We start from the raw sequence: 24,194 nt of genomic DNA on the forward strand, positions 1-24,194 counted from the left end.
ATTAGCCGTTAGAATTCATCACCATTTAATTAAACAAAACCGGCTTATATTATGTTACGCCCGATACTTCATACTCTGATTATTACCGGCTCACTGAGCCTGAGCGCTTTTTCTTATGCTGACGGCCCGACTCTGTCGTTAAGTGTCAGCCAGTCCGGCGGCTCTGCACAAAATGACGATGGCTCTCCTGATGCCACCCGTCCTTCTGAATCCAAATCCCGTATTCTGCCTATCTGGGGCGATGAAGCCCGCGCCCGTGGTTATGATCTTCCCGAGCCGTTTGGTGTCGGTTATAACTATATGAATCTGCGGCAGGATATTGTTGTGGATAAAATCGGTTTTATTATGCCGACAAAAATTGTCGTCGGTGAAGGCCTTTTTAAAGCATCGGTTGAAGGTATTAACATTGATGCCGGTCATACCCGTGAAAAAACAGAAACCCATATGCTGAAGTTAGACTCATGGGTATTTCCGTTTATGAATGTGTATGGTTTATACGGAAAAACAAAGGGTAAATCTGACACAACACTGGCCGGTGGTTCGGTGGATGTTAAGATGTTTGGAAAAATACATAATATTAATCTTGACTCTAAGATTGAAGGTCAGCCCTTTAAACTGGATTTCGAAGGGAAAACTTATGGTGCGGGTGTGACTTTTGCCGGTGCCTATGAGCAATTCTTCGGTACAGTCGATGTTAACTATACCAAAACCAATCTTGATATCCTTGACGGTGATATTAAAGCATTGGTTGTTTCACCCCGCGTCGGTTATGAATTTGTTTTTTCACCGTTAATTGCCGGTCAGGGAAATACCAAATTACAGGTCTGGACCGGTGCTATGTATCAGGATATTACCCAGCGTTTCAAAGGGGATATCAGCGGATTAAACTTATCGTTACCGGGAGGCATGGAAAATATGATCCCCGGCGATATGAAATTCGATGTTGAACAGCATCTTGCTCATAAATGGAGCAACCTGGTCGGCGCCCGGTTAGAAGTGACCCGCAATTTTAATATAATCTCAGAAGTGGGTTTTAATAACCGTAACAGTTTCTTTATTTCCGGAGAATTCCGTTTTTAATGATATTTCGTTATTTTTCCGCCGGGCTGGCATTTGCCGGTCTGGTGGCGGTTCACACAGCAAAGGCCGGTTATTTACCCTCACGGGAACAAATTGATGATGCACTGTCCGGACTGGGCAGTAATAACCAATTTGACCGCAGCAAAACCATCGACTGGGGGGGGTTACCCGGGCCGTTTTATACCCCTGAACTGGAATTAGGCGTCGGGGTGGCGCTGGTCGGTATGTATCAGGCGGATAGTGATCCTGACAGTAAAATATCCACCTTATCCCTCAGTGGTTTTGCCTCCTCAACCGGGGCGTTCGGGCTGAACCTGAATAATTACACCTATCTGGATAATGATAACTGGCGTTTTTATCTCAGCGGCACGATCAATAATGTGCCGACGGATTACTGGGGGAAAGGCTATCAGGCCGGGCGTGTCAAAGATCATTTCGGTGAATATAAGTCACAGCAACTGCGGCTGACGCCGTCACTGCTGCGCCGAGTGGCGGATAATACCTATATCGGGTTAGGCTGGGATTTCAGCACACTGAATGCGGCCTCGCCGGATAAACCGTTCAGCCGCTATATGGATGAGCATGATTATGACCGGCATGCAGTCAGTTCCGGGGTCAGCGCCACCTTCAGTTATGACAGCCGGGATTTCCTGCCGAATGCCCGTCAGGGGCAGGCGCTGGATCTGCGTTATACCTGGTATGCGCCGTCACTCGGCAGTGATACGCGGTTTAATACCACCGAGATTCAGTACAACTATTATTATCCGCTGGATGATAAAACGGTGCTGGCGTTTGATAACTACGCGCGGTTTGCCTCCGGAGATGTGCCGTGGGATCAGTATTCCCGCCTCGGTAATGGGCGGCAGATGCGCGGCTATTATGACGGCCGCTATCAGGATAATCATGTCTTTGCCTCACAGGTGGAGTACCGGCGCAAGCTGGACTGGCGGCACGGTATTGTGCTCTGGGCCGGCGGCGGGACGATGAGTGAGAGTGCACGTCATCTCGGCGGCGGTCACTGGCTGCCGAACGTCGGTGTGGGATATCGTTTTGAATTCAAACCCCGGATGAATGTGCGGCTTGATTTTGGGGTCGGGAAACAGAGCAGCGGTTTTTATTTCCAGGTCGGGGAAGCCTTCTGATGCGGGTATTTATCAGCGCAATTATCATGATGGTACTGTTATCCGGCTGTCAGAGCCGGATGGCCGATGTGCCGGTTATACGCGCCGATCTTTCTCCGCAGACCACGGAAACGGCAGCTCAGGCATTTCCGGTTGCAGATAAGGTGGGGGCGCCTGACGGGCTGCGCCCCTGCTGCGCATTCGGCTATGATTTGCAGGCAAAACTGGGGCCGGTTCCGGTGCCGTTTTACACCATCGGCAATGTGCTGACCGCCGGTGATTTGGGGGAGCATGTCTACAATGACAGCTTCTGGTTTGGCGTGGCGGAAGTTATCGGCCTGAGTAATGAAAACCTCGGGATCATCTATTCCCGCCACGGCGGATTTATTGATATCGCCCATGTGCGGGATACCGCCGATTACACTTATTACCTGTTCACGCAAATCTATCCGCATCTTGGTAATGCCCGGATGCTGATACTGTCGGATGAACTGTTTTCCCGCCGTATTCAGTTCCGCCATTTTATCCCGCCGCAGGATCCGGCAGAGCGCTATACCCTGAGTGTGTATCTGGCCGCGCGGCTCGCGTTTCGCCTGGCGGCATGGCATGAAATTGCCCAGTGGTATGGTTATCATTCAGTTCCCGGTTTTCCGGAAGAAATTTCGGCATTTACCCCGGAAGATCTCTATTCCAATCTGCTGGGGGCGCGCCTTGCCATCACCTTGCTGTTACAGGGACACGGCGGATCAGTCGCTGATTTTAACCGCGGAATGGAGAGTATTCTTCCGCTGGCGCTGGCACAACTGGATGCACAGCCCGCAGCCGTTACCCGGCAGATGTTTGACAGTATCGACGGGCGCTGGTGGGATAAGCGCCAGCGGGTGCCGGAGAAGTTTCTGGTGCTGCGCCGGGATTACAGTGTGAGTGATGACCGGCTGCCGTCACAGCCAGCGCGGGAAACCGCCGCCGGATTGAGACTGGCATTACCTCAGCATTACCGGGGCTGGCCGCTGGCGGATTTGGCGTCCTTTGAATTATGGCGGACAAACAATCCCGGAAATCTGCCGGTGACCGCACTGCCGTTTACCGAAGCGGATTTTCCGGCACTGACAGCACATGCGGCGGCTGAGGATAAAAAAACAGCGCCGGTGTCAGTGCAGCGAAATCAGTAACAGCGGGAGAACCCGGCCGGGCAGGGATTCCGACGGCGTTTCCCCGATGCGGATAGCCCCCTGGCGGATATAAAATGCTTCCGCGTTGGGATCAGCATCCACCAGAAGGGCGCTGATACACTGTGTCCGGGCGGAGGAAACTGCCCACTGGTACAGTGCGCTGCCTATTCCCTGATGCAGATAATCCGGATGCACAAAGAGTTTGGATAGCTTTCCGTTCTCTTCCTGGCGGTTGATGGTCAGTTGCACAACACCGGCAATTTTGCCGTTGATTCGTGCGGTTATCAGCCGCGAACGGTCAAAATCAGCGGAGGTAATGGTCAGTTCATCCCGGCAGGTCGCCATAAATTTTTCATCATATCCCCAGTGTTGTTTTGAACGCAGGCACAGGCGGGTCAGATAATCCGCTTCATCACGCTGAGGCGGGGCGAGTAAAAAAACGGGTGCTTCTGTGGTCATAACGATCAAATCCGTGATTTTGCTGAGACAAATAATAATAGCAGATCAAATGTCAGGCTGCGTAAGCCGGCGGTGTGTTATTTCACCGCAGACGGATGTCATTTTGTACCGGTGATATAAGCGGCGATGACCAGCTCTGCCGTGGTCAGCGGATTATGGCCGTTATCAATAATCAGTACCCGCTGTGCCGCGTATTAATGTGAGTCGCTGAGGGCATGTTCTGCAGCGGTATCAATGGCGCAGGTGGCCGCCAGCCATTGCAGACGCATCTGACAGAATGAGTGCGTGGCCGGACACCCGCTGCGGAACAGCGCTGCGGGAATGACCGGCGCGGGCTCTGCGTTATCCAGCAGAGCATAGGACGGATTATAGCGGCAGTGATAACGGTCAGTCGGATCCATCGCTTTCAGATAGCGGGTTTCCGCCGACGGGGTCAGCGGCGCACAGGGCGACGGATTATCCGCGGACTGCTCAATCGCGCCGGTGTCCGCAGATACCGGCTGCACAATCTCCTTTTGCATCATCCCCCCGTGTTATCACTGATAAAAACTGCGGGGTCAGTATATAAGTATTCTTTATGCGATAATTCTTAATTCGGCAAAGAATACCCTCAGGAAGATGATGCCGGTCAATCTGTTACCAGTATCCGAGGAGTTTCCACCACAGGCTGCCGGCGATAATCCAGATAACCAGGTTAACGATGCTCATCACCAGACCGGTTTTCCACCACTCACCTAGGGTGGTGTAACCCGAACCGAAAATAATCGGGGCGGTGCCGGTGCCGTAATGAGTCAGTGACATCATCAGCGAGGAGGAAAACGCCAGGGTCAGCCCGAGCAGCATCGGTGGTGCGCCGAGTGCCAGTCCGGCTGCATAAAATGCCGCGAACATGGCGGTGATATGCGCTGTGGTGCTGGCAAAAAAGTAGTGGGAATAGACATAGAACAGCACCAGCAGCAGCATCCCGCCGGTCCAGCCGATCCCGAGATGATCAATACCGCCGCCGACTGTCAGGGAAACCCACTTTATCAGCCCGAGTTTGCCGAGGAATGATGCCATCATCACCAGCGCGGCGAACCAGACCACGGTATCCCACGCCCCTTTGTTTTTCAGCACATCATCCCAGCTCAGCACACCGCTGCACAACAGGGCGGCAAGGCCGATAAAGGCGGCGGTGGTCGGGTTCACATTATATTCACTGCCGAACAGCCAGCCGGGCACGCCGGCCCACAATGCCAGCAGAAGGATAAAGACCCCGAGTGTGATTTTTTCCGGCAGAGACACCGGGCCGAGTTCGCGGATCCGCTCACGGGCAAATTCCGGGGCATCCGGGGTGGCGGTGATCTCCGGTTTATACAGAAAATAGATCACCAGCGGCATGGTAATCAGCGAGATCAGCGCCGGTAAAAATGCGGCCACAGCCCACATCGACCAGCTCAGCTCTGCTCCTTTACCGGCCTCCTGTACAATCAGAGTGACAATCAGCGGGTTAGGTGCGGTGGCGGTGATAAACATGGCGGACGTGATAGGGTTGGTATTGTAATTCACCAACGCCAGATAACGGCCGATTTTCCCGCTGGTGCCGTCATCGGCTTTTGAACCGAAACTGTCAGCGATAGAGCGCATAATCGGGTGGATGATCCCGCCGCCGCGCGCAGTATTACTGGGAGTGACCGGTGCCAGCACGGTTTCGGCGATCGCCAGGGAATAAGCGATACCCAGTGTTTTCTTGCCGAACAGGGAAATAAAATAGTACCCGATACGTGCCCCGAGCCCGGTTTTATTCAGGCTGAGGGAAACCATAATAGAGACTCCGATAAGCCAGATAAGCTCATTGGAAAAGCCGCTCAGGGCATCAGCGAGCGCAGCTTTCGCGGAGCCGGGATTGGTCACGCCGGTCAGGGCGACAAGGGCAATCGCCACCATGGAAACGGCACCGATAGGCATCGCTTTACCGATAATCGCGGCAATTGTGCCGACAAACAGTGCGAGCAGATGCCAGGCATTAGGATCAACACCATCGGGTACCGGAACAGCAAACCAGATAATACAGGTAATAAGAACAGCGATTAAGGAAGGAACAGGTTTCAGCGGAGTCAGTTTATTCATAGGTCCGTCCGTGGTAATTGTATTTAACTGCCGGAGGGTGACGTATTTATACTGAGTTAATGAAGGTTATAGTATATTACAACAGGTTAATAACCGTGCTGAGATTTACTGACCGTAATCAATATTATGTCAGATACCGGTTATTTTTCTGTAACAGAAAATAACCGGCATGAACAGGGAGAAATGCGGGGAATTAAAGTACCGGAATATAATAATCCACGCACAGATGCTCAGGCGGATTATCCGTTATCGCTTCAGTACGGGTATATTTTTCGATATCCAGTCCCGGACGGCGGCATAATCCGAGTTGCGGTAACGCGTATAAATACACATTGAAGGTGAAATCCCGGTAATCACGGAATAAGCCGTCAAAATGGAATTTTGCATATTTCCCGCGGTTGATCACCGCTGGTGTTAATTCGTTTTCCTGCACAATAAAGGCCGGATCATCCACACCGATATGATAGCCGATAGCAATACATTCCGGTTGATCTGATGTTCTGTCATAGGCGGTGCGGACATAACAGTGCGGAAGTTCCGGTGACACCAGACGGATAAAATCACGCCAGAATGTCGTGCGGATCTCTTCATGCAGATGGCCGATTTCATCCAGCGGTGACTGGTAGTGATAGCCTTTTTCCATAACAGCGATATCATCCAGTATAATAATGTCCGGTTGCGGCAGCGGCGGCATTTCCAGTTGTACCGGCGGTTGCAGCGTCGTCAGATCCCAGTTGGGATTACGGCGGTATTCTGTCGGGGTCATATTAAAGACCGCCTTAAAACGCCGGGCAAAAGATTGCTGGGAATCAAACTGATACTTCAGCGCGATATCACCGATGTTTTGTGTGGTCAGCCGTAATTCGGTGGCGGCTTTTGTCAGACGGCGGCGGCGGATATAGCCTGCCAGCGTCATATCGGTAAAGCGTTTAAAAATCCGCTGAAAATACCATTTGGTATAGCCGGAACGTTCAGCCACCACATCCAGCTGCAGTGACTTATCCAGGTTATGCTCAATCCACAAAATAATGTCTTTTATCACACTGAGATAAAAGGCATTGTCATCCTGTTCTTTATCGGTGACCGGTACGGAATCAACGGATTCCGTGACAGTGTTATCATGTTTAAGCATAAGGATTTCCGTTTGTTGGCACCCAAAAAATACTGTGATACGATTACATACTGATAGTATGTAACAGGGCATTTTTACCATGAACACACTGACCAGGCAACAGGAAAATTCAGCACGGACGCGGCAGGCATTACTGATTTCGGCACACGGACTTTTTATTGAAAAAGGCTATCAGTCCGTTTCGATTGATGAAATTGCCCGTGATGCACGGGTCACAAAAGGGGCGTTTTATCACCACTTTAAAAGTAAAAGTGACCTGTTATTGCACTGCTATGAAATACAATTACAGAAAATCAGTGCTGTCCTCGATAATATTGAACCTCTGGCGGATAAATGGGAAGAGCTGCGGCTTGTTGTCCGCAGTTTCATGAATTATCTGGAACAGCATTACCGGGAACTGATTCCGGTTCAGGAAGTGATGCCGGTCGCCGGGTGGTATGAATTTGAGGATATTAACCGGCGCTATATCAGCAGCCGGGTGGATAATATTATCAGTCAGCTGAAAGCAGAGCAGACAATTAAAGAGTATGACTCTTATCTGTTATGCAGCCTGATCCACGGTTTTATGATGCATATTACCCTGAATATCAAAAGTCTCGCGGAATTCCCCGGTTTTAAAGATGATTTCACCGAAATTTATAATAACTTCCTGCAGACACTGAAAAAAACATCCTGACGGAATACGTCCGCTGACATAATGTCAGCGGGCGGATAAAAACCGGGTAATGGCAGGAACCAGTTCCGGGTGCAGCGCCAGCGCCGGGTTATTGTAACTGCCGATGGCTGCCGCACAATCAGCAGGGGTCGCTTTCAGAACGTGATTCATGGTTGCTATCTCCGCATACTGATTATCCGGTGCGGTACGGATAAGCCGTTCGCCGTTTTCCGGAGGGATTTGACAGTCATGGCCACCCTGAATAATCAGCCCCGGAACGGTCACTTTTGCCAGTTCTTCTGCCGGGTCATACTGCATCCACTCCATAAAATAGCGCTGTAATTCCGGGGCGAACAGAATATTGAGAGACGGCGGCACGTTTTCCGTGGTTTTCTCTGCTTTCAGCCGGTCAATCACATCGTTGATATAGGCCAGCGCCTCCGGCGGGAATGGCTGAGCACGCATTTGTTTTTTCAGGATAATATCGATGGTATATCCCGCAGGCGAAACCAGGATAATCCCCGCCGGTTTATGTTGTTGCGCCATCAGGGTGGCAAATAACGCGCCTTCACTGTGACCGAGCAGATACACTGGGGTATCCGGATAGTGCTTTTGCAGAAAACCGAACCACGCCTGATAATCCCGCAGATAACCGGCAAAGGTGATATCTGCCGGGTTAACGGTTGCTGCACCGGCACCTGTGCCGGCTTTGTCGGTCCGCAGTGTGATATAACCGGCATCACTCAGGGCATCGCCCAGCATCCGCAGATTACCGGTCTGACTGCCCGGGCTGTTACCGTCACGATCCACCGGGCCGGAACCGTCAATAAACAGGATGACACCTTTCGGCGTGCTGTTTTCCGGCAGTGTCAGTGTGCCGTTAAGGCCGTTTATTTCAGCGGGGATATTTTTCCCGGCAGCAGCTGTCTGCAATGAAATAAAAATAATCAGCAGGGCGGTAAAACAATGGCGTAAAACAGCAGTCACGGTAATATCCTGATTAAGTTAAGGCGTGCTTTTAAATGTCATATGAATAATTTTCAGTCCGACCAGACCGAGAATAATACCGGCGGTTTTATCAATCCAGAAGGCACAGCGATTAAATTGCTGACGTACTGCAGGCCGGGTCAGAAGATACATAATCAGGCTGTCCCAGATTAATACGGCCATCACCATCCAGAGTGCAATACCGGTTTTAAATAGTGCGGAATTATCCTGACTTTCCAGCACAACAGTAAACAGACTTAAATAGAATAATAAATTCTTGGGATTTAACAGGCCGGAGGATAAGCCGACCAGAAATTCTTTTTTAAATGTACTCTGCGGATGTGTATTTCTGTCTTCGGCTGCCTGTGCCATCAGAAAACGGTAATCAGATTTTTTTGCCCGTAATGCCTGCCATGCGATAAAGAGCAGGAATATTCCGCCGAACAATTTAATCAGAATCATCAGCGTGACAGATTGTGCGAGGATAGCGCCTGCACCGGCCAGGCAGAGTACAATATACAGTGCATTGGCAGTGGCAATACCGGAGACAACACCAAATGCCACCCGTCTGCTGTTACGCAGGGTGCTTTTTATAATCAGCAGAAAATCAGGCCCGGGGCTTATCAGAGCGATAAAGTGAGCGAGCGCCACAGCAAAAAAAATCATCATGATGATTATCCGGCACAGAAATGAAGTAATAAAAAAAACATATCACTGAACCGGGAATTGTCATACAGAAATATTATCAGGGTGCACATAATGTGCGATAACATCACCGGATGACAAATAGTTAAATATTAATAACGAATTAAAATAATCTGCTTTTTTACTGCTGCGCGGGTGGTGACAGTAATAATGCAGATTGGCGATAACATAAAAGAAACTGCGGAAAAAACACAATAACGCCTGATGATATAAATCATCATCCTGTTATTTTCCGGCTTTACCTGATTATTGTGTTTTTAGCCGCCGGAAATTGGCGGTAATTTATCCTATGCCGGGTAAATAAGGATTGATAATATCGGGACTGTGTTCAGAACAATATGATGAGACCGATTATGAAAACCGCAATAAAACTAAGTGTATTAGGTTCTGCCGTATTATTAATGGCCGCCTGTGACAGTCTGGATCCGGACAGTACGAAAAATGAATTCTGGTACAGCAACCCGACTGACACCACACTGACCTTTAAAGTGGATGACAAAGAATACACCACCGAACCGGGTACCGCCGCGAAACTGAAATTATCACCGGGTATGCACAGCATTGAGAATGCGAAGGGTGAGAAACAGAATTTTATGGTGTATGACAATAACAGCGGCGGTATTATTAACCCGGATAATCACGTCTATTATATGTTGTCTGAGGTCTATGCGGTGGAAGGGCAGAGCGATCGCTTTAAACCGGCTCTGTATGATGTCACCATTAACGGTCACGATTTACAGATGCCGGTGCGCAGCAGCAATGCCACCCTGATTGACCACAATCTGTTTAATTGCAGTTACCCTGTCGGTACGGCCTTCCCGGAAGAAATTACCACCAGTAACCGCCAGTCTGTCGGTAATATTAAAACCAAATGTTTTGATAAAGCGGAACTGGTCGCCTATATCGAATCGGATTACGGCGAAAAATTACAGCCGGTTGCGCCGGGTGAAGAGCTGAAAGATACCGTCAATATGACCTTCGATTACACCATTCCGGAGCCGCAGTTTAAAGATGCGGAAACACATAAACAGGCGCTGAAATTAACCGGCCTGCTGAAGCAGATTAACGAATCTGATAATCCGGATATTCACGACAAGCTGAATAAAGAGATCCACCAGACCACCATGGATCTGGTATCCGCGTCTGCCGGGTCCGCATCATCCAATACGGTGGCGGAAAATGAATATTACAACACCTTTATCACGCAGACCGGCAATTTCCGCGCCTTCGGGGTTCTGCCGAAATAAGTGATTTTTCATTCAGTTCCTGAAAGGGCCGCATTATTACGCGGCCCTTTTTTATTAAAAATTTTAATGAAAAATAATGAGTTGCTGGTTTTATCAGCAACAAAAAATTAAACAATAAAGAGAGGGACATCAAATAAAAAAGGAGTATGATTTCAGGAGAGCCGTATTTTTCATCTGAAAACAGGCCGTTGGTATAAAAAAACAACATCGGTGTTAATCTGATGTAAATAATAGTTTAAAACACACTTTATTACGTAACATCTGTTACGGAATCCTTTATCTGCAACAAAGTAATGGCGGAATAATGTACGGTCCGCCCGGTAAAATAGCACATCACTATGTTAATAGCGGTGTATTTTATTGTTTATTTTGTTAAAGGCAGATGTCAGTTTTGTTCTGAACTCCCTCACTTTCTGCTCATGATTTTTTCTGCGGCCGTCAGGCTCAGAAGAAATTAATCAGATTTTTTAAAGTCTCCGGGGGATTAAGTACATCAGCATTATGGAGATAGTATGAAGTCAAGAAGTTTAACGACCTGGATTGTGGCTGCGTTATTTATCGGGGTGATTGTCGGCTTTGCGCTGAACAAACTGGCCACACCCGGGTTTAATCAGCAATATTCTGCTGATATCTCAGTGGTGACAGATATTTTCCTGCGACTCATTAAAATGATTATCGCGCCGCTGATCCTCTCCACGCTGGTGGTGGGTATTGCAAAAATGGGGGATGCGCGGACACTTGGCCGGGTTTTCTCCAAGACGTTGTTTTTATTTGTCTGCGCTTCTTTTATTTCCATCACACTCGGGCTGGTGATTGTTAACCTGCTTAAACCGGGTGCGGGAATTAACTTTGTGGCACCGGCGGATACGGTGGTGGACAATGTGGCGACCGCCGCGTTTTCGGTGAAAAACTTTATCGCCCATCTGATCCCGACCAGTATCGTTGATGCCATGGCCCGTAATGAGATTTTACAGATTGTTGTTTTCTCTATTTTTATGGGGATTGCGCTTTCCGCTATCGGTGAGAAAGGAAAACCGATTCTGACACTGCTGGAGTCCGTGGTCAGCCTGATGCTGAAACTGACCGGCTATGTCATGCTGTTCGCCCCGCTGACGGTTTTTGCCGCCATTTCCGGTATGATCGCCGAGCGCGGGCTGGTGGTGCTGCTGGAAGCCGGTATTTTTATGGGTGAATTCTACCTGACACTGGCAACATTATGGCTGGTGTTAATCGGTCTGGCAGTTCTGATCGTGGGGCGCTGTATTCTGCGGCTGACCAAAGGGATCGCTGAGCCGGCGCTGCTGGCATTTACCACCTCCAGCTCTGAAGCGGCGTTTCCGGGCACACTGAAGCAGCTCGAGCAGTTCGGTGTCTCCAATAAAATCGCCAGCTTTGTACTGCCGATTGGCTACTCCTTTAACCTCGTCGGCTCTATGGCGTACTGCTCTTTTGCGGTTATCTTTATCGCCCAGGCCTGTAATATTGAGATTTCCATGGGAGATCAGATTACAATGTTGCTGATCCTGATGCTGACATCCAAAGGTATGGCGGGTGTGCCGCGTGCCTCGCTGGTGGTGATTGCCGCCACACTGACACAGTTTAATATCCCGGAAGCCGGGTTAATTCTGCTGATGGGAGTCGATCCGTTCCTGGATATGGGCCGCTCCGCGACCAACGTGATGAGTAATGCGATGGGCGCGGCGATTGTCGGGCGCTGGGAAGGCGAGCATTACGGGGAAGGCTGTCACGGAAAACCGCCGGTAGCGGTTGTTGAGATGGCAGAACCGGAGCCGCTGAAAAAAGCAGGCTGAAGAACCTATTCTCTGTATGAAAAAAAACACAGGTACCGATTTTCACCTGTGTTTTTTTATATCTGCAGTTTGTATCTCATGACCCGCTTAACACTTTTACATTTTCATTATTCTGTATTTCCGTATTAAGATCTCATTTTTATTAAAATAAACTTTGGTTTTTTATTTTATAAATTTAATTCAATCATCAAATGTAACGATAATATGTTATTTTCTCATTTTGAAATCGTTAATTTATGGTTTATTACTTTGTTTTTAAACGGATTTAATAATGATATTAAAATGGTGTGATACGTGTCTGTTCCTTCATGAAATTCACCAACTTCTTCATTTTAATCATTTGTTTTCGTGCATAATAAGCCACCATAATCGGGACAGGTAATTTTATTTTTTAAATTGTGAGTCAATAGGTTCTTCATTTTTCTGATTTAATACGAGTGAATATAATGACAAATAAAACTTTTGAGTATCAGGAGCCATTCCCGTTATCGGAAGATAAAACGGACTATTATCTGCTGAGCAGGGAGCACGTTTCCACGGCGACATTTGAAGGCCGTGAGATGCTTAAGGTTGAACCTGAAGCGCTGACGCTGATTGCCCAGCAGGCCGTGCATGATGCCTCCTATTTCCTCCGTCCGGCACATCAGAAACAGGTTGCACAGATTTTAAGCGACCCTGAAGCCAGCGAAAACGACAAATATGTCGCGCTGCAACTGCTGCGCAATGCGGAAATCTCTGCCAAAGGAGTTCTGCCGAACTGTCAGGATACCGGCACCGCGACTATCGTGGCGAAAAAAGGCCAGCAGGTATGGACCGGCGTCAACGATGCGGAATGCTTATCCCGTGGTATTTACAACACATTCCAGCGTGAAAACCTGCGTTATTCACAGAACGCAGCGCTGGATATGTACACGGAAGTGAATACCGGCACCAACTTACCTGCACAGATTGATATCCTGGCCACCGAAGGCGCGGAATATCACTTCCTGTTTATCAATAAAGGCGGTGGCTCTGCCAACAAAACCGCGCTGTATCAGGAAACCAAGGCCATTCTGGAACATGATCGCCTGAAAGCATTCCTGATCGACAAAATGAAGTATCTCGGTACCACTGCCTGCCCGCCGTACCATATTGCGTTCTGTATCGGCGGCACCTCACCGGAAATGAACCTGAAAACGGTGAAACTGGCGTCCACCAAATATTATGACAATCTGCCGGATACCGGTAATGAGCTGGGACGCGCCTTCCGCGATCGCGAGCTGGAGCAGGAACTGCTGGAAGCCACCCGTGAGTTCGGCTTCGGTGCCCAGTTTGGCGGTAAATATTTCGCCCATGATATCCGTGTGATCCGTCTGCCGCGTCACGGCGGTTCCTGCCCGATTGGTCTGGCACTGTCCTGTTCGTCTGACCGTAACATCAAAGGCAAGATCACCAAAGACGGGATCTGGCTGGAGAAACTGGAATACAATCCGGCAAGTTACATTCCGGAATCCATGCGCAAAGAGAATGAAAGCGACATGGTCAGTATCGATCTGAACCGGCCGATGGCGGAAATCCTCAAAGAGCTGAGCAAGTATCCGGTCTCCACCCGCGTCTCTCTCAGCGGCCCGCTCATCATTGCCCGTGATATCGCGCATATGAAACTGAAAGAGCGCCTGGACAGCGGACAGGGATTACCGCAGTATTTCAAAGATCATATGGTGTACTATGCGGGTCCGGCGAAAAAACCGGAAGACCTGGTCTCCGGCTCTCTCGGCCCGACCACCGGTAACCGGATGGATCCGTATGTGGACTTGTTCCAGTCGCAGGGCGGCAGTATGCTGATGCTGGCAAAAGGAAACCGCAGTCAGGCGGTGACCGATTCCTGTAAAGCACACGGCGGCTTCTATCTGGGCAGTATCGGCGGTTCTGCGGCGATTCTGGCTCAGGAATATGTGAAGAGCCTGGATATTCTGGAATACCCTGAACTGGGTATGGAAGCAGTCTGGAAAATGGAAGTGGAAGGGCTCCCGGCCTTTATCCTGGTGGATGACAAAGGGAATAACTTCTTCGAACAGGTTCAGACGAAAAAATGTGAGAAATGCGTGGCAGGCCAGCCTGCCTGAGCCAACACTTTCCCTGAGGAGTTTGCATGAGCGACGAACGTTATCAACAACGGCAACAGAAACTGAAAGAGCATGTCGACGGGCGCGTTGCCGCGGCTCAGAAGACCGGCGGAGTCCTGATGGTCTTCACCGGTAACGGGAAAGGGAAATCTACTGCGGCCTTTGGTACCGCGACCCGCGCCGCCGGACACGGTATGAAAGTGGGCGTGGTGCAGTTTATCAAAGGCCAGTGGGAATGCGGCGAGCGCAATGTGCTGGAAAAACTGGGGGTTGAATTCCATATCATGGCCACCGGTTTTACCTGGAACACGCAGGACAAAGAAGGCGATACCAAAGCGGCACAGGAAGTATGGCAGTTCGGCAAAGCGATGTTAGAGGATCCGTCCTATGACCTCGTGGTGCTGGATGAACTGACGTACATGGTGCGCTACGGCTATATCGACCTGGATGAGATTATCAGTTACCTGAAAAATCGCCCAGAAAACCAGAGCGTGATTATTACCGGCCGGGGATGTCACCGCGATATCACGGATCTGGCAGACACCGTCAGTGAGCTGCGTCCGGTTAAACACGCGTTTGACAGTGGTATTCAGGCACAGAAAGGTATCGACTGGTAATTCATCCCGTAAATACAGTCTGTTATCACAATCGCTCCGTTTATACGGGGCGATTTTTTTTGCCGGTCCGGCAGTGCTGCGCTTTGTTTTTCGGAATAGACTGCTGGCAGCGGATGAACATAAATTGATACCTTTGCATCCGTAAAAATACTGAGTAAACGGAAGCAGACAGAATGAAATTAAAGACGATCTCAGCCCTTGCGGTATCCGCTGTTGTTCTGGCCGGTTGCCAGAATATGAATTATGACACCCTGGCACAGTCCGGCGGCCAGTTATTTCAGGCGGCCACCTTAACCGATGCGGATATGGTGAAACTGACGGACGGTGCCTGCAAAGAGATGGACGCAAAAAATAACATTGCACCGGCCTCCGGAAAATACGCGGCACGCATGGACAAAATCGCCAAATCATTAGGTTCCGATGTGAACGGCACAAAAGTGAATTACAAGGTCTATATGACCAATGAACCGAATGCCTGGGCGATGGCGAACGGTTGTGTCCGTGTTTACAGCGGTCTGATGGATATCATGAATGATAATGAAATCGAAGGTGTCCTGGGGCATGAATTAGGACACGTCGGCCTGGGTCACACCCGTAAAGCAATGCAGGTTGCCTATGCTGCGGTGGCGGCAAAAACCGCGGCGGGTTCAGCGGGCGGTCTGGCGTCTGAACTGAGTAATTCTCAGTTTGCTGATATGGGTATCAAACTGGTTAATGCGCAGTTCTCACAGCGTCAGGAAACGGAAGCGGACAATTATTCCTATGATCTGCTGAAAAAACGCGGCATTTCAACGGAAGGTCTGGCCACCGGGTTTGAAAAGCTTGCGAAAATGGATAAAGGGCAGAACAGCATATTTGATTCTCACCCGCCGACCGCAGAGCGCGCAGAGAATATCCGCAACCGGATCGCGGCAGATAAACAGTAAGTATTCCGGATAATAAAAAAGGTGGCTGAGCCACCTTTTTTATTTAAGACAGAATCAGTTCTTTTTCCCGCGATTTCTCGTGGATCCAGTCACTGAATTTCCGCAGGTTGAGTGATCCTTTTTTGTCCTCTTTATAGGTGAGAACAAAGCGGTTGCCGGTGCTCATCGGCAGGTCGCACGGGATCACCAGATCGCCGTTTTCCAGATCTTTCTGGATAGCAAAACGCGGCAGCAGCGCCACACCGAGATTTGAGCGGATAGCGGAGATCAGCATCGAAAGCAGATCAAAGCGCGGGCCGACCCGGGTTTTCGGGTTGTGAATGCCCGAGAGCTGGAACCAGTCACTCCAGGCATCGAGGCGGGTGGTCTGATGCAGCAGAGTAAACTCTTCCAGCACCTGGCTGGTGGTGAGTTTGATACTGTCATCCCGCCACAGCATGCGGCTGCAGACCGGTACCAGCTCTTCCTCAAACAGATATTCAAAATCCGGCCACGGATTACAGAAATCCTCACGCATGATTGCCGCATCGTATTTCAGGCTGGTAAAGTCCGCCGGTGTGGTTAATGCGCTGATACTTAATGCGATTTCCGGATGTTTCTCACGGAAGCTCTGCAGGTTCGGGATCAGCCAGTGTGTGCTGAAGGTCGGTGTTACCGCCAGCTCAAACAGCTGCTGTGATGACTGCCAGGACATAATATCCTGGGTGTCTTTTTCCAGCTTATCCAGCGTGTCATGCACCAGCCCGAGGTAATGCTTTCCGGCATCACTGAGGAAAATACGTTTGCGGACGTGATGAAACAGCGACACATTCAGAAATTCTTCCAGCGCGGCGATCTGACGGAAAACCGCACTCTGGGTCAGTGATAACTCTTCGGCTGCCCGGGTGTAGCTCTCATACTGTGCGACAGCTTCGAAGGTGATCAGTAAATCCGTTTTCGGGATCTTCTTTCGCATGGCGTTTTACTCCCTAAAAATATAATCCATTTTACCGGGTGGGGGATGGCGGCAGAGTGAAACCACTCCCGGCCTGATGCCCCATATGACAATACATGCTGCATGCGGCATTAATAACGGACATGGCTAATGCCGCGCCGCTGCCTTCACCCAGCCGGAGATCCAAATATAAAAAAGGTTTCAGACCGAGCTGCTCAAGCGCGATACCCGCGCCTTTCTCGGCGGAAAAGTGGGACGGGATAAGATAGTCCCGGACAGCAGGGGCCAGACGGCAGGCCGCGATGGCGCAGGCGTAAGATAAAAAGCCGTCGAGCACGACAGGAATGCCGCAGGCTGCGGCACCCAGAATCACACCGGTCATCCCGGTCAGATCATACCCGCCGACTTTGGCGAGCACATCAATGGCATCTGCAGGATCCGGCTTGTTCAGCGCGATAGCCTGTCTGACGATCGCTTCTTTGTGCGAGACGCGATCCAGCGGCAGATTGGCGCCGATACCGACGGTATCATGCGGATCAAGCCCGCACAGGACGCTGATCATCGCAGACGCCGGGGTGGTATTGGCGATCCCCAGTTCCCCGGTGCCGACAACGCGGATCCCGGCGGCAACCCGCTGTTTTACCAGCTCTGCACTGGCAATCAGCAGATGTTCTGCATCGGCATAAGACATTGCCGGGCCTTTGGCGATATTGCCGCAGCCGCGTGCCAGTTTCAGGGAAATCATGTCATCGATAGGATCGCAGTCAATGCCGATATCCACCGGCAGCACGCTGGTGCCGTTGCTGCGGGCAACCGCGCAGACGCCGGTCAGCTGTTTCTGAATATTGCGGGCCTGGATAGCGGTGACTTCCTGCGGGGTGACGGCGACACCTTCTGCAAATACGCCGTGATCCGCACACATCACAATAATTTCTTTCGGCAGATTATCCGGATGGTCAATTCCCGGCATTCCGGCAAGATGTACCGCCAGATCTTCCAGGCGGCCGAGACTGCGCGGCGGCTTGGCCAATCCGTTGATATGCTGCTCTGCCGCCTGCATGGCCGTGTGATCCAGAGGCGGGATCGCACGGATCAGGTCTTTCAGTGTTGTCATTGTTTTTATGCTCACATTATATTTTTATAATCAAACAACAGGCGTAAAACATGATCGCCCGTTAAACACAGCTAACGTCATAAATCCGTCGCGGCATTCCGCCACACTGTAACTGTCCTGTTCACAGGGGAACTGCCACATGGCCTCTGCGGGCAGGCCGAACCAGCGGGTGATGATAAGCCCGAGCACGCCCTTGTGGGCGACAATCAGCCGGGTTGCCGGGGTTTCTGATGCTTCCCGGCGCAGTTCATCCGCCACCGCCTGAACCCTCGCCGCAAACTGCGGAAACGGCTCGCCGCCGGTCGGTGCGGCATGCAGCCAGTCATTCATCCAGGTTTCCCAGTCCGCCGGGTAACGGGCGGCAATCTCACTGTAATGCTGCATTTCCCACTCGCCGAAGTGCATTTCATTGAGGCGCGGGTCGCAGTGATAGTGATGAGTTTCCGGGGCGCGGATGTATTCCGCTGTCTGTTTTGCCCGCTGCAATTCACTGATCAGTATAGTATCTATCTGAATATCCTGCAGATAAGCGGCTACGCTGGCTGCCTGGCGGTGGCCGTGTTCCGTCAGCGGTAAATCAGTGCTGCCGTAGAACAAACCGTCTTTGTTCCCGGCGGTTTCCCCGTGGCGGACAAGAATAAAGCGGCTGATACTCATCTGCTTACACCCAGAACAGCGCGAGCAGGAAGATAATTTCCCCGCACTCTTCAGCGGCACCGAGTGTGTCCCCTGTTTGTCCGCCGAGGTGATGGCGGAAATAACGCCCCAGCCCGTAAATAATAAAGGCGGTGATAATCAGTGCGCCGAGGGCTTTCATTCCGCCCGCTACCGTGACAATCACCGCGCCGGTGGCGAGGGTGATGACAAACTGGCGCAGAGTGATACGGCCGATATAAATATTGCCCATACCTTCCCCCTCGCGGGCATAGCGCTGGTTGTACATCACCAGTGACATACAGGTGCGGCCTGCGACCGGGGCGCAAATCAGCAATCCGGCAGCGGTGGTCAGGGAAAGGGAAGAGGAGGCGAGAAGCTCATACGCGGCAGCGGATTTTGCCATCAGGGCAAAAATCAGTGCCAGACAGCCATGCGTACCGATGCGGCTGTCGCGCATGATCTCCAGCATTCTTTCGCGTTTGCGGGCGGAGAAAATACCGTCACAGGTATCTGCCAGGCCATCGAGGTGAAAACCGCCGGTGATCAGGCTCAGTGCCAGCACATAGCCCAGCGCGGCGATCAGCGGACTGTGAGCCGCTTGCGCAATCCACACCGTCAGCAGTGTTGCAATGATCCCGGCAATCAATCCGACCACCGGAAAAAATGGTACGCCACGTCCGTACTGCTGAAACTCCGTGCCTTCACTCCAGCGCTGCGGCACCGGAATGCGGGTAATAAACTGGAGTGTCGCCCACAGGTATTTCAGGTTCATTTGATCTGAACTCCGATCCCGGAGACCACCAGCCAGACCTGTTCGGCCTGGCGGGCGAGTTTCTGATTAATACGTCCGGCGATATCGACAAAATGGCGTGCCAGCCGGTTTTCCGGTGTGATGCTCATCCCCAGTTCGTTGGTGACGATATACACCGGGCACTCGCTCTCTTTGCAGGCATCAATAATATGGTCGATTTCGCTGTTGATGCCGATCTCCAGTTGTGCGTAATCGAGCGTGTCCGGATCCGCGCCGCCCGAGGCGTCATAGAGCAGATTGGCAATCAGCGTGGTGATGCATTCCAGCATCACCCCTTCGCCCGGTTTGCGTTCATAACGGATAGCATGCGCAATATTTTTAAAACCTTCCCACGTACGCCAGTGCTGCGGGCGATCGGCCTTATGGCGTGCCACGCGGGCGGCCATTTCATCATCCGTCACCACTGAGGTGGCGATATAGAGCGCACTGTGACAGCGGTTATCCACCAGTTCTTCAGCAAAACTGCTTTTACCGCTGCGGGCGCCGCCGGTAATTAAAATCATGCTGTTTTCTCCTTGTGTACACGCATCAGACGGCAGATTTCATCAATATTGAGGTGTTCCCGCATCTGCTGCGCCAGAATATTAAACTGCTGTTCTTTATGCAGCGCATAATCAAACGTGCTCTCCGGCAGGGGCTCCAGCCCTTTCTTTTTCCGCAGCTGATTGAGCAGCGGACGGGTGAAATTGTTGCGGTCAAAAATTCCGTGCAGATAAGAGCCCATCACACTGCCGTCCGGGCTGACCGCACCGTCAGCATGGTTGCACGGCTCGCGGTTTTTCTCATGCATCTGTGCAAACGGGATGGCATCCGCGCCGGTTTCGGATACGCCCATGTGGATCTCGTAGCCGCTGATCGGTTCACCCTGACAGGCTGACCAGATCCCCGGCAGTGCGCCGCACACGGTTCCGGCGGTCTGGGTGGTATTTTTTTCCGGTGAGAAGCGGGTGGTGATATCGAGCAGCCCCAGTCCCGGCAGATCGGATAATCCGGATTCGACATCATCATAAATATGTTTACCGAGGATCTGATAGCCGCCGCAGATCCCGGCAACCGGTGTACCCTGTGCATGGCGGGTGAGAATGGCTTTATCCATTCCTTTCTGACGCAGCCACAGCAGATCACCGAGGGTGTTTTTGCTGCCCGGGATAATCAGCAGATCCGGTTCACCGACCAGCAGCGGATCGGATTCATAACGCAGACGGACATCCGGCTGGGCGGCAAGGGCATTGAAGTCGGTGAAGTTGGCAATGTGCGGCAGCTGAACCACCACAATATCCAGCACTTCCTCTGTTTTGCCGTCATATTTGCCGACCTGCAGCGCCACGCCGTCCTCATCTTCCAGATCCACATCCAGCCACGGCAGCACGCCGAGCACCGGAACGTTGGTCAGATCTTCGATTTGTTTAATGCCCGGCATCAGCAGAGCGACATCACCGCGGAATTTATTGATGATCACGCCGATCACCCGGGCGCGTTCGTCGTCTGCCAGCAGGGCGAGTGTGCCGTAAATCGAGGCGAACACACCGCCGCGATCGATATCCGCCACCAGGATCACCGGCGCGTCTATCATTTCAGCCATACCCATATTCACAATATCGCCGTCGCGCAGATTGATCTCCGCCGGGCTGCCCGCGCCTTCCAGCACAATAATGTCGTGCTCAGAAGCCAGGTCATTGTAAACATCACGGATCATGGCTTTCAACTGAGGTTTGTAGAGGTGATACTCCGCCGCATCCATATTTTGCGCGACTTTCCCCATCAGAATAACCTGGGATTTGCGGTCAGAGGTCGGTTTGAGCAGAACCGGGTTCATGCGCACATCCGGTTCTATACCGGCAGCTTCCGCCTGAAAGATCTGCGCCCGGCCCATCTCTTTGCCGTCACGGGTGATCCCCGAGTTCAGTGCCATATTCTGTGATTTGAACGGCGCGCAGTGATAGCCATCCTGAGAAAAAATCCGGCAGAATCCGGCAACTAATACACTTTTTCCGACATCGGAAGCAGTACCCTGGATCATCAGTGAAAATGTCATGCCATTACCTCGTGTGTTCCGGCGGCGGGAGTTGTCTGCTGCTGCAATTGTGCAAACAGCGCCTGTTCAGTTTTGCACAGCGGCAGTCCGGTTTCGCAGTGGAGTTTGACCAGCCACGGCTGTTCCAGCCCGGCGGCGGTGATCATCTCTTTTTGCAGGAAAACGGACTCCGGCGTGCCGTGGCCGCATACTTCGCCGTGCGACATCACGTAAATACCATCACAGACCTGATAAATCAGATCAATGTCATGGCTGGAAATCACAATGTGTTTACCGGCGGCGGCAATACGGGCCAGCAGATCGATCATCTGCTGACGTCCGGCAGGATCCAGCCCGGCCGTCGGTTCATCGAGCAGCAGATAATCTGACTGCATCACCAGCGCCCCGGCAATTGCCACGCGTTTTTTCTGTCCGAAACTCAGGTGCTGCACCGGTTTGTCGCGGAAGGCGAGCGCATCCACCAGACGCAGGGCCTCATCGGTACGGCGTTTGATTTCATCCTCATCCACCCCGAGATTGCGCAGGGCGAAAGCGATATCACTGTCCACATCGGTATAGAAAATCTGCATATCCGGATCCTGAAAGACGGTCACCACATGCTGACGCAATTCCAGCAGGGATTTTTTGTCGTATTTCAGCGGATTACCCCGCCAGTTCACCTGACCGTCCTGCGGTTTCAGAATACCGGACAGGTTCATAAACAGGGTGGATTTTCCGCAGCCGTTGGCGCCGATAATCCCGGTGACCTGGTGCGCACCGAAATCCATCGTCAGGTTTTTCAGGATATTATCGTCCTGATAGCGGAATGTGAGACCGCTGACCGATAATTGCGGATGATGATTCATAGGTGGAAATCTCCCTGATAGAGCTTCACATTCAGTGCGACGGACATTTGCTGATAGCGCATCATCACGCGGGAAAACAGCATGGTGACCAGCATCGCCAGTGAGCGGTAGCCGGTGCGCAGGTTGCGGTAGCCGAAGCGCAGGGATTGTGCGTGGTAAATGGTGGCGGCTTCTTCCAGAAAGATAAAGATAAAGCGCCAGGTCAGCAGGATCTGCTCGATCAGCACCAGCGGCAGACGGCCGCGTTTCATCAGTTTAATCAGCTGCTCAAACGGCATATTGAGCATAAACCAGAAGGTGGCAGCGAGAGCCGCCATGCTGCGCCAGAAGGTCTGATTGGCAGTTGTCAGACCGGCGGGATCAAGGCCAACCCAGTACTGACCAATCTGAATGCCCCACAGCAGAGTGTCCGGTGTGCGGGCAAATGAGATAATAATGGCCACCAGACCCACAGCCAGAAAACTGAACGGGATCAGCAGCCATTTAAGATAGCGGAGCGGCGATACCCGCAGTAACCAGCAGGTAAACGCCGCAATACACAGCAATAAAGCCGCCTGGCCTGCCGGCGGCAGGCTCATGGCCAGAACCATCATCACGACCCAGAAGGCAAACTTCATCCCCGGGTCACGCTGACGCCAGCGGCTTTGATAACTCAGCGCATCAAGGCTTTGCATTTTTCCGGCCGCTGCGGTAGTAACCGAGCACGTAGAAAATCACTGCAGTGCCCAGACAGCCCTGTAATGTAAACAGCAGACTTTCGATTTCACCACTGGCCGGTTCGTACAGAGACTCAAACCAGGGCTCATAATCCGGCGCGATAGCGAGGATCTGCTGCTCTGCCTGATCGTCTGAACCGCCGTATTCACCGCCATGATCGATAAAGAACGGGATGACAAAAATCGCAACAGTCAGAAACAGTAAAATCAGTGTCTTTTTCATGCCCGCACCTCGTTACCCACTAGGTTACGTTTCACCAGCTGATCATAAACCAGTACCGTCAGCAGACCTTCCGCAATCGCAATTGGTACCTGAGTCAGACAGAAGATACCCATGAACTTCAGGATCGCCGCACCCATCCCCATCTGCGGATCCGGGAAAGCGACACCGAGCTGCACCGAGGTGACAAAATAGGTGGTTAAATCCGCTATCACCGCGACAAGGAAGACGCAGACATCCTTACGCCAGCCCAGTTTGGTGGTGAAACGCCAGACCAGATAGCCGACAATCGGTCCGATAACCGCCATCGACATGCCGTTGGCACCGAGGGTGGTCAGGCCGCCGTGTGCCAGCAGTAATGCCTGGAACAGCAGCACGATGGAGCCGAGCACAGCTACCACGGATGGCCCGAACAGGATCACTGCCAGCGCCACCCCGGTAGGGTGAGAGCAGCTGCCGGTCACTGACGGGATCTTCAGCGCGGAAAGCACAAAGATAAAGGCGCCGCACAGTGCCAGCAGAACTTTCTGGTTGGCATCTTCCTGAACAATCGCTTTAAGGCGGACAATCCCCGCGCCGAGGAACGGCAGGAAAATCAGCCACCAGGCAATCGCCCACATCGGCGGTAAAAAGCCTTCCATGATATGCATGGCAAAGGCTTCCTGGGGTGCAATCATCAGCAGAATAGTGACGGCGGCACCGGTTAACGAGAACTGCGTGAGTTTCTGTTGCATAA

Annotated in this window: 25 protein-coding genes; 9 read left to right on the forward strand and 16 right to left on the reverse strand. The window is 51.5% G+C overall.

Features of this window, described 5'->3' with window-relative positions:
* The first annotated feature begins 51 nt into the window (after nucleotides 1–51).
* From GN208_RS01490 to GN208_RS01500, 3 genes are read left to right on the forward strand one after another with little or no spacing between them, the layout of a single operon-like run.
* Entirely contained in the window at nucleotides 52–1,080 is a 1,029-nt protein-coding gene (locus GN208_RS01490) for a hypothetical protein (RefSeq protein WP_004236191.1), read from the forward strand.
* Entirely contained in the window at nucleotides 1,080–2,222 is a 1,143-nt protein-coding gene (locus GN208_RS01495) for a BamA/TamA family outer membrane protein (protein ID WP_004236190.1), read from the forward strand. The genes GN208_RS01490 and GN208_RS01495 overlap by 1 nt, the downstream gene beginning before the upstream one ends.
* A 26-nt stretch (nucleotides 2,223–2,248) precedes the next feature.
* The gene (locus GN208_RS01500; RefSeq protein ID WP_225310091.1) at nucleotides 2,249–3,373 is read left to right on the forward strand and encodes a DUF4056 domain-containing protein; all 1,125 of its coding nucleotides are present in this window, start codon (nucleotides 2,249–2,251) and stop codon (nucleotides 3,371–3,373) included.
* On the opposite strand, the gene GN208_RS01505 is transcribed toward GN208_RS01500, so the two are convergent.
* From GN208_RS01505 to GN208_RS01520, 4 genes are all read right to left on the reverse strand, one after another.
* Nucleotides 3,353–3,832 carry a GNAT family N-acetyltransferase gene (locus GN208_RS01505; RefSeq protein WP_004236188.1) on the reverse strand — a complete coding sequence of 160 codons (480 nt, stop codon included), beginning with the start codon at nucleotides 3,830–3,832 and terminating at the stop codon, nucleotides 3,353–3,355. The two genes, GN208_RS01500 and GN208_RS01505, sit on opposite strands and share 21 nt — an antisense overlap.
* A 194-nt stretch (nucleotides 3,833–4,026) precedes the next feature.
* The gene (locus GN208_RS01510) at nucleotides 4,027–4,353 is read right to left on the reverse strand and encodes a hypothetical protein (RefSeq protein ID WP_101924402.1); all 327 of its coding nucleotides are present in this window, start codon (nucleotides 4,351–4,353) and stop codon (nucleotides 4,027–4,029) included.
* A 115-nt stretch (nucleotides 4,354–4,468) separates the two neighbouring features.
* Nucleotides 4,469–5,941: an anion permease gene (locus GN208_RS01515; RefSeq protein ID WP_004236182.1), complete on the reverse strand. Its 1,473-nt coding sequence runs from the start codon at nucleotides 5,939–5,941 to the stop codon at nucleotides 4,469–4,471.
* Between the two features lie 193 nt (nucleotides 5,942–6,134).
* Complete coding sequence (locus tag GN208_RS01520) at nucleotides 6,135–7,073, reverse strand: helix-turn-helix domain-containing protein (RefSeq protein WP_004236181.1); 939 nt, start codon at nucleotides 7,071–7,073, stop codon at nucleotides 6,135–6,137.
* Between the two features lie 79 nt (nucleotides 7,074–7,152).
* On the opposite strand from GN208_RS01520, the gene GN208_RS01525 reads away from it, so the two are divergent.
* Entirely contained in the window at nucleotides 7,153–7,749 is a 597-nt protein-coding gene (locus GN208_RS01525) for a TetR/AcrR family transcriptional regulator (RefSeq protein WP_004236180.1), read from the forward strand.
* Between the two features lie 24 nt (nucleotides 7,750–7,773).
* Here the strand turns inward: GN208_RS01525 and GN208_RS01530 are convergent, their stop codons facing one another.
* Together GN208_RS01530 and GN208_RS01535 are read right to left on the reverse strand one after the other, a co-directional pair.
* Nucleotides 7,774–8,715: an alpha/beta fold hydrolase gene (locus GN208_RS01530; protein ID WP_015422469.1), complete on the reverse strand. Its 942-nt coding sequence runs from the start codon at nucleotides 8,713–8,715 to the stop codon at nucleotides 7,774–7,776.
* An 18-nt stretch (nucleotides 8,716–8,733) separates the two neighbouring features.
* On the reverse strand, nucleotides 8,734–9,384 hold the full coding sequence (locus GN208_RS01535; RefSeq protein WP_004236178.1) for a LysE family transporter: 651 nt from the start codon (nucleotides 9,382–9,384) through the stop codon (nucleotides 8,734–8,736).
* Nucleotides 9,385–9,773: 389 nt separating this feature from the next.
* On the opposite strand from GN208_RS01535, the gene GN208_RS01540 reads away from it, so the two are divergent.
* From GN208_RS01540 to GN208_RS01560, 5 genes are all read left to right on the forward strand, one after another.
* Nucleotides 9,774–10,667, forward strand: a complete 894-nt coding sequence (locus GN208_RS01540; protein ID WP_243828278.1) for a hypothetical protein — start codon at nucleotides 9,774–9,776, stop codon at nucleotides 10,665–10,667.
* A gap of 512 nt (nucleotides 10,668–11,179) precedes the next feature.
* Nucleotides 11,180–12,478 carry a dicarboxylate/amino acid:cation symporter gene (locus GN208_RS01545; RefSeq protein WP_004236174.1) on the forward strand — a complete coding sequence of 433 codons (1,299 nt, stop codon included), beginning with the start codon at nucleotides 11,180–11,182 and terminating at the stop codon, nucleotides 12,476–12,478.
* A 446-nt stretch (nucleotides 12,479–12,924) separates the two neighbouring features.
* Nucleotides 12,925–14,583: a fumarate hydratase gene (locus GN208_RS01550; protein WP_004236173.1), complete on the forward strand. Its 1,659-nt coding sequence runs from the start codon at nucleotides 12,925–12,927 to the stop codon at nucleotides 14,581–14,583.
* Nucleotides 14,584–14,609: 26 nt separating this feature from the next.
* Nucleotides 14,610–15,200 carry a cob(I)yrinic acid a,c-diamide adenosyltransferase gene (gene cobO / locus GN208_RS01555; protein ID WP_004236172.1) on the forward strand — a complete coding sequence of 197 codons (591 nt, stop codon included), beginning with the start codon at nucleotides 14,610–14,612 and terminating at the stop codon, nucleotides 15,198–15,200.
* A 173-nt stretch (nucleotides 15,201–15,373) separates the two neighbouring features.
* A complete protein-coding gene (locus GN208_RS01560; protein ID WP_004236171.1) occupies nucleotides 15,374–16,126 on the forward strand; it encodes a M48 family metalloprotease in 753 nt (250 codons plus the stop codon).
* Nucleotides 16,127–16,169: 43 nt separating this feature from the next.
* Here GN208_RS01560 and GN208_RS01565 read toward each other — a convergent pair whose 3' ends face one another.
* Genes GN208_RS01565 through GN208_RS01610 form a run of 10 tightly spaced genes read right to left on the reverse strand, consistent with a single transcriptional unit; the run spans nucleotide 16,170 to nucleotide 24,192 of the window.
* The gene (locus tag GN208_RS01565; RefSeq protein WP_004236170.1) at nucleotides 16,170–17,081 is read right to left on the reverse strand and encodes a LysR substrate-binding domain-containing protein; all 912 of its coding nucleotides are present in this window, start codon (nucleotides 17,079–17,081) and stop codon (nucleotides 16,170–16,172) included.
* A gap of 31 nt (nucleotides 17,082–17,112) precedes the next feature.
* Nucleotides 17,113–18,174: a nicotinate-nucleotide--dimethylbenzimidazole phosphoribosyltransferase gene (cobT, locus tag GN208_RS01570; RefSeq protein ID WP_061057276.1), complete on the reverse strand. Its 1,062-nt coding sequence runs from the start codon at nucleotides 18,172–18,174 to the stop codon at nucleotides 17,113–17,115.
* A 30-nt stretch (nucleotides 18,175–18,204) separates the two neighbouring features.
* Complete coding sequence (gene cobC / locus GN208_RS01575) at nucleotides 18,205–18,831, reverse strand: alpha-ribazole phosphatase (protein WP_004236168.1); 627 nt, start codon at nucleotides 18,829–18,831, stop codon at nucleotides 18,205–18,207.
* A 4-nt stretch (nucleotides 18,832–18,835) separates the two neighbouring features.
* Complete coding sequence (cobS, locus tag GN208_RS01580) at nucleotides 18,836–19,603, reverse strand: adenosylcobinamide-GDP ribazoletransferase (RefSeq protein ID WP_243828279.1); 768 nt, start codon at nucleotides 19,601–19,603, stop codon at nucleotides 18,836–18,838.
* Entirely contained in the window at nucleotides 19,600–20,145 is a 546-nt protein-coding gene (gene cobU, locus GN208_RS01585; protein WP_004236166.1) for a bifunctional adenosylcobinamide kinase/adenosylcobinamide-phosphate guanylyltransferase, read from the reverse strand. The genes cobS and cobU overlap by 4 nt, the downstream gene beginning before the upstream one ends.
* The gene (locus GN208_RS01590; RefSeq protein ID WP_004236165.1) at nucleotides 20,142–21,677 is read right to left on the reverse strand and encodes a cobyric acid synthase; all 1,536 of its coding nucleotides are present in this window, start codon (nucleotides 21,675–21,677) and stop codon (nucleotides 20,142–20,144) included. The genes cobU and GN208_RS01590 overlap by 4 nt, the downstream gene beginning before the upstream one ends.
* Nucleotides 21,674–22,522 (reverse strand): ATP-binding cassette domain-containing protein, encoded by an 849-nt coding sequence (locus GN208_RS01595; RefSeq protein ID WP_004236164.1) that lies wholly within the window; start codon nucleotides 22,520–22,522, stop codon nucleotides 21,674–21,676. The genes GN208_RS01590 and GN208_RS01595 overlap by 4 nt, the downstream gene beginning before the upstream one ends.
* Nucleotides 22,519–23,196, reverse strand: coding sequence for an energy-coupling factor ABC transporter transmembrane protein (locus GN208_RS01600; RefSeq protein WP_004236162.1), 678 nt, complete (start codon nucleotides 23,194–23,196; stop codon nucleotides 22,519–22,521). The genes GN208_RS01595 and GN208_RS01600 overlap by 4 nt, the downstream gene beginning before the upstream one ends.
* Entirely contained in the window at nucleotides 23,183–23,461 is a 279-nt protein-coding gene (locus tag GN208_RS01605) for an energy-coupling factor ABC transporter substrate-binding protein (RefSeq protein WP_004236160.1), read from the reverse strand. Before GN208_RS01605 ends, GN208_RS01600 begins: the two co-directional genes overlap by 14 nt.
* A complete protein-coding gene (locus tag GN208_RS01610; RefSeq protein WP_004236159.1) occupies nucleotides 23,458–24,192 on the reverse strand; it encodes an energy-coupling factor ABC transporter permease in 735 nt (244 codons plus the stop codon). Before GN208_RS01610 ends, GN208_RS01605 begins: the two co-directional genes overlap by 4 nt.
* Nucleotides 24,193–24,194: the final 2 nt, after the last annotated feature.

The sequence above is a fragment of the Morganella sp. HSTU-ASny43 genome (assembly GCF_022819185.1).
GTDB lineage: Bacteria > Pseudomonadota > Gammaproteobacteria > Enterobacterales > Enterobacteriaceae > Morganella > Morganella morganii.